This window comes from Kitasatospora sp. NPDC127060 (genome assembly GCF_042724935.1).
Classification (GTDB): domain Bacteria; phylum Actinomycetota; class Actinomycetes; order Streptomycetales; family Streptomycetaceae; genus Kitasatospora.
Window position 1 is genome coordinate 1 of sequence record NZ_JBHXEG010000161.1, and the last position, 6589, is coordinate 6589.

Here is a 6589-nt window from a genome sequence, read left to right on the forward strand (position 1 = left end):
CGGCCAGGTGCATGGCCACCAGCGACGAGGAACACGCGGTGTCCACCGTCAGCGCCGGACCCTCGAAGCCGTAGAAGTAGGAGAGCCGCCCGGAGGCGACGCTCAGCGCACCACCGGTGCCGAGGTACCCCTCGAGCTCCTCCGCGGACTGCGCGACGAGCGCGGTGTAGTCCTGGCCGTTGGAGCCCACGAAGACACCGGTACGGCTGCCGCGCAGGGCACCCGGCAGGATGCCCGCGGACTCGAACAGCTCCCAGGAGGTCCGGAGCAGCAGTCGCTGCTGCGGGTCCATCGCCAGCGCCTCACGCGGCGAGATCCCGAAGAACCCGGCGTCGAACTCGGCGACGCCGTCCAGGAACGCGCCTCCGGAGGTGTACGTCGTCCCCGGAACGCTCGGGTCTTCGTCGAACAGCCCCGCCAGGTCCCACCCCCGGTCCTCCGGGAAGGGCCCCACCGCGTCCGTACCGGCCAGGACCAGGTCCCACAGGTCCTCCGCCGACCGCACGCCACCCGGGAAGCGGCAGGCCATGCCGACGACGACCACCGGATCGGCGTCGTCCACCGCGGTGCCCGCCACCGGGGCCTGCACCGCCTCGGCGGAGCCGAACAGCTCGTCGCGGAGGAAGTCCGCCAGTCCTGCCGGGCTCGGGTAGTCGAAGGCGACCGAGGCCGGCAACCGCAGTCCGGTCGTCGCGGCCAGCCGGTTGCGCAGTTCCACCGAGGCGAGCGAGTCGAAGCCCAGCGCGCGGAACGACCTGTGCGGGTCGATGTCCTCGGCGGAGCGGTGCATCAGCAGGTCGGCGGCGTGCGTGCGGATCAGCTCCGCCAGGGCGGAGCGCTGCTCGGCCGGAGTACGGCCCGCCAGGGCCCCGGCGAACCCGGTCGCCTCGGCGGCGAGCCCGGCGGGCAGGGGGGCCGCGCCGACCAGGGCGCGCAGCAGCGGGCGCTGAGCGGCCGCTCCGTGTGCCTGGGCGTAGCGCTCCCAGTCGATGTCCGCCGCGAGAACAGCGGTCTCGCCGTACTGGATCGCGCCTTCGAGGACGCGCAGCGCGCTCTCCGGACGCATCGGGCGGAAGCCGGTGCGGCGCATCCGCTCGCGCACCACCTCGTCGGTGGCGGCCATGCCCTCGCCCGCCCAGGCGCCCCAGGCGACGGCGGTGGCGGGGAGCCCCGACTGCCGGCGCCGTTCGGCGAGTGCGTCCAGAGCCGCGTTCGCCATGGCGTAGTTCGCCTGACCGGCCGCGCCGACCACGCCGGCGAGCGAGGAGAAGAGCACGAATGCGGAGAGGGGCAGGTCGCGGGTCAGCCGGTCCAGGTGCAGGGCGCCGTCCGTCTTGGCGGCGACCACGCGCTGGAGGCGTTCCGGGGTCAGGGCGCTGAGCACGCCGTCGTCCAGGACGCCGGCGGTGTGCACCACGGCGGTCAGCGGGTGCTCGGCCGGGATCGCGGCGAGCAGTGCGGCCACCGCCTCCCCGTCACTGACGTCGCAGGCGACGATGGTGACCCGCGCGCCGAGCTCCGCCAGCTCGGCCGCCAACTCGGCGGCGCCCGGGGCCTCCTGGCCCCGACGGCTGGTGAGTATCAGGTGTTCCGCCCCGGCCCGGGCCAGGCGGCGGGCGACATGGGCACCGAGCGCGCCGGTGCCGCCGGTGACGAGGACGGTCCCGGACGGAGCCCAGCGGTTCGGTTCCGCCCGCTCCTCCCAGTCCGCCCGGACCAGGCGACGGGCGTAGGCCGCCTCGGGCCGGACGGCGACCTCGTCCTCGGCCACCCCGCGCAGCAGCAGCGCGGAGACGCGACGTGCGCCCTCGGCGTCCAGCCGCTCCGGGAGGTCGACGAGCCCGCCCCAGGTGTCGGCCGCCTCCAGGGCGGCCACCCGGCCGAGACCCCAGAGCTGCGCCTGCCGGGTGCTGATCGGAGCGTCCGGTCCACCGACGCCGACCGCCCCCCGGGTCGCCAGCCAGACGGGGGCCTCGGAACCGGTGTCCCCGAGCGCCTGCAGCAGCGCCACGGCGTTCAGCGGGGCCAGCTCACCGCGCAGCAGCGCGAACACGCCGGTCGGCGTGGCCTCGGCGGCCAGCTCGGCGAGGGCGGCGCCGAGGGCGGCACGGTCCGCCGCCTCGGCGGCGAGGGACAGTCGGAGCACCCGGGCGGCCGTGCCGTCGAGCATGGTCAGGCAGTCCTGGGTGAGCGCGTCCTCGGTGTCCGTGACCAGGAGCCAGGTACCGGACGGCTCCGGCGCGGGGACCTGCGCGAGCGGCTCCCAGATGACGCGGTAGAGCAGGTCGCCGGGCTCGGACGGGCTTCCGGCCACAGCCTTCATCGGCGTCGCCGGCCAGTAGCGGGCGGTCTGGAAGGGGTACGTGGGCAGGTCGACCCGGTGCGCGCCCGAACCCTGGTACACGGCCGGCCAGTCGACGGTGACGCCCCAGCAGTGCAGGGCGCCGAGGGCGGCCGCGAGGGCCTGGTCCTCGGGGCGGTCGCGGCGCAGGAGGGCGGCGTGGGCGGTCTCGCTGTCGGTGTCGGTGAGGCAGTCCTGGGCGAGGGCCGTCAGGACGCCGTCCGGGCCGAGCTCGACGAAGCGGGTCGCGCCCAGCTCGGCCGCGGTGCGGACACCGTCGCGGAACAGCACCGCCTGGCGGACGTGCCGCACCCAGTAGTCGGGGGAGGTCAGCTCCTCCGCCGTGGCGAGAACGCCGGTCACGTTCGAGACGACCGGGATCCTCGGCTCGGCCGCCGCCAGACGGCCGACGACCGCACCGAACTCGGCCAGCATCGGCTCCATCAACGGCGAGTGGAAGGCATGACTGACCGACAGGCGCTTGACCCGGTGACCGGCCGCCACAGCCGCCTGCTCGATCTCCTCGACCGCATCCGCGTTGCCCGAAAGCACCACCGAGCGCGGACCGTTCACCGCCGCGACATCGACCAAACCGGCGAAGCCGTCAAGGAGTTCAGCAGCCGTCTCGGGCGTGACCGCCACCGCGAGCATCGCACCACCCGAAGGCAGCGCCTGCATCAGCCGACCGCGCGCCGCCACCAGCGCGGCCGCGTCCTCCAACGAGAACACCCCCGCCACATGCGCGGCCACCACCTCACCGATCGAATGCCCCAGCAGCAGGTCCGGCACCACACCCCACGACTCCAGGAGACGGAACAGCGCCACCTCCAGCGCGAACAGCCCCGCCTGCGCCCACACCGTCCGGTTCAGCAGCTCCGCGTCCGCGCCGAACACCACATCCCGAACCGAACCGTCCAGATGCCCGTCCAACTCCGCACACACCGCGTCGAACGCGCCCGCGAACACCGGGAACGCCCCGTACAACTCCCGGCCCATCCCCAGCCGCTGGGACCCCTGACCGGTGAACAGGAACACCAACCTCCCACCGGAAGCGGCCGACTCCACCACCTCCTTGGCCTGACGCCCCTCGGCCAGCGCCTCCAGCCCCCGCAGCAGCCCCTCACGGTCCGCCGCCACCACCGCCGCACGCCGGTCCAGCACCGCCCGCGCGGTCGCCAGGGAGAAGGCCACGGCCGGGAGGGACAGGTCGGGCCGGTCCGAGAGGAAGGTCCGCAGCGAGCCCGCCTGCGCCCGGAGTCCGGCCTCGTCCGACGCTGACACCACCATCGGCACGGCCAGGGCCGCCGCCGCCGGGGCGAGCTCGGCCCCCTCGGACTCCGGCCGCTCGACCGGGGGCGCTTCTTCGAGGATCACGTGGGCGTTCGTCCCGCTGATGCCGAAGGACGAGACGCCTGCCCGGCGCGGCTGGTCGGTCCGCGGCCAGTCGACGTTCTCGGTGAGGACCCGTACGGTGCCGGCCGACCAGTCGACCTGCGGGGTGGGCTCCTCGACGTGAAGGGTCCGCGGCAGCACGCCGTTCCGCAGCGCCAGCACCATCTTGATGACCCCGGCCACGCCCGCGGCCGCCTGGGTGTGCCCGAGGTTGGACTTCACCGAGCCCAGCCACAGTGGACGGTCCGCCGGCCGCTTCCGCCCGTAGGTGGCGATCAGTGCCTGCGCCTCGATGGGATCGCCGAGCTGCGTTCCGGTGCCGTGCGCCTCCACGGCGTCGACCTGGTCGGCCGCCAGTCGGGCGTTGCCGAGGGCCTGTTCGATGACCCGCTGCTGCGAGGGGCCGTTGGGCGCGGTGATCCCGTTGGACGCACCGTCCTGGTTGACGGCGGAGCCGCGGATCACGGCCAGCACCTCGTGGCCGTTGCGCCGGGCGTCCGAGAGCCGCTCCAGCAGCAGGACGCCTGCTCCCTCGCCCCAGCCGGTGCCGTCCGCGGTGGCCGAGAACGCCTTGCAGCGGCCGTCCGAGGCGAGACCGCCCTGGCGGCTGAACTCGGTGAAGAGCGTGGGCATGGACATCACGGTGGCGCCGCCGACCACGGCGAGCCCGCACTCCCGGCGCCGCAGCGACTGGGCGGCGAGGTGGAGCGCGACCAGCGAGGCCGAGCAGGCGGTGTCGACCGTCACCGCGGGCCCCTCCAGGCCGTAGACGTACGACAGGCGTCCGGAGAGCACGCTCGCGGCGTTGCCGGTCATGATGTGTCCGGCGAGGTCGTCGGTGGAGTTGATCGCCACCGGGGCGTAGTCCTGGCCGTTGGTTCCGACGAACACGCCGGTCCGACCGCCCCGCAGCGAGCCGGGGTCGATGCCCGCCCGCTCGAACGCCTCCCAGGAGGTCTCCAGCAGCAGCCGCTGCTGCGGGTCCATGGCGAGCGCCTCGCGCGGCGAGATCCCGAAGAACCCGGCGTCGAAGTCGGCCGCGTCCGGCAGGAAGCCGGCCTGGCGCGCGGTCGAGCCGCCCTCGGCGGCCGGCGCGAGCAGGGCGGAGAGGTCCCAGCCCCGGTCGGTGGGGAATCCGGTCATGGCGTCGCCGCCCGAGACGAGCAGCCGCCACAGTTCCTCGGGGCTGTTCGCCCCGCCGGGGAACCGGCAGCCCATCGCGATGACCGCGAGGGGCTCGTGGTCCCGGCTCTCGCTGTCCCGGAGGCGCTCCTGCGTCTGCTCCAGCTCTGTCGACACTCGCTTGAGGAAGTACCGGAGCTTCTCTTCGTTGGACACGGGGTGGTTCTCCGTCGGGGAAGTGCTTGGTGCGGGACGTGGGTCGTGCATCGGCGTCGTGTTCACGGGAGGCCGGTTCATGAGATGCCGAACTTCTCGCCGATGAGGCCGAAGAGGTCGTCGTCGGAGACGGAGTCGAAGTCCTCGGACTCCGCGGACCGCTCCTCGTCGGTGTCCCGCCACTGGGAGACGAGGGCCTGCATGCGGAGCATGATCCGGGTGTGTTCTGGCGCGCCGGCGCCGAGCTGTTCCAGGGCGCGTTCCAGGCGGTCGAGGCCCTCCTGGGGCGTGCTGCCCTCGGCCGGGTCGTCCTCGGCGAGTTCGGCGCCCAGGTGCGCGGCGAGTGCCACGGGGGTCGGGTGGTCGAACACCAGGGTGGCCGGCAGGGTCAGCCCGGTGGCGGCGGCGAGGCGGTTGCGCAGCTCGACGGCGGTCAGCGAGTCGAAACCGGCTTCCTTGAACGCGCGGGTGACGGTGACGGCGTCGAGCGAGCCGTGACCGAGGACGGCCGCGACATGGCCCCGGACGAGCGCGAGGAGGGTCTCCTCCCGCTCGGCGGCGGACGTGCCGCGCAGCGAGTCCCGCAGGGCGCCGCCGGTCGTCCTCGCGTCCTCGCCCGGCCCGGCGAGCGACTGCACCTCGGGGAGCTGGGACAGCAACGGGCTCGGTCGGCCGGTGACGAAGGTGGGTCCGAACCGGCCCCAGTCCACCGCGGCGACGACCAGGTGGGTCTCGTCCCGGACCAGTGCCTGTTCCAGGGCGGCGATCGCCGATTCCGGTGCCATCGGCACCATACCGCCACGACGCAGCCGCTCGGTGACGGCCTCGGTCTCCGTGGCGAGGCCCGAACCGCCCCAGGAGCCCCAGGCGATGGAGGTGGCGGGGAGTCCCTGGGCGCGGCGGCGCTCGGCCAGGGCGTCCAGGTGGGCGTTGGCCGCCGCGTAGTTGCCCTGCCCGGCGCCGCCCACGGCGCCGGCGAAGGAGGAGAAGAGCACGAACGCCGAGAGGTCGAAGTCCCTGGTCAGCTCGTCGAGATGATCGGCCGCGTCGGCCTTCGGGCGCAGCACCCGGGCCAGCCGCTCCTCGGTCAGCGACTCGACCACGCCGTCGTCCAGGACGCCCGCCGCGTGGTACACCGCGCGGACGGGGTGCTCGGCCAGGAGCCGGGCGAGGGCCTCGCGGTCACCCGCGTCACAGGCGACCACGGTCACCTTCGCCCCCGACTGCTCCAACTCGGCGGCCAGTTCACGGGCGCCCGGGGCGTCCGGGCCCCGTCGGCCGGTGAGCAGCAGCCGCTCGGCGCCACGGCCGGCCAGCCAGCGCGCGACGTGCGCGCCCAGCGCTCCGGTGCCGCCGGTGATCAGCGTCGTGCCGGAGACGTCCAGGGACGCGGTCGGGGTCGGCCCGCTGCGGGTGCCCCGCCCGGCGCGCACCAGTCGGCGGCCGAAGGCGCCGTCCTCGCGGACCGCCACCTGGTCCTCGCCCGTCGTACCGGACAGCACCCGCACCAGCCAGGAT

At 74.5% G+C, this 6589-nt stretch carries 2 protein-coding genes; both read right to left on the reverse strand.

What is annotated here, in order from left to right:
- Window positions 1-5122, reverse strand: a 5122-nt coding sequence (locus tag ACFWIS_RS40175; protein ID WP_380524372.1) for an SDR family NAD(P)-dependent oxidoreductase, incomplete at its 3' end; no start/stop codon positions are given.
- A 26-nt stretch (window positions 5123-5148) separates the two neighbouring features.
- Window positions 5149-6589, reverse strand: a 1441-nt coding sequence (locus ACFWIS_RS40180) for a beta-ketoacyl reductase (protein WP_380524374.1), incomplete at its 5' end; no start/stop codon positions are given.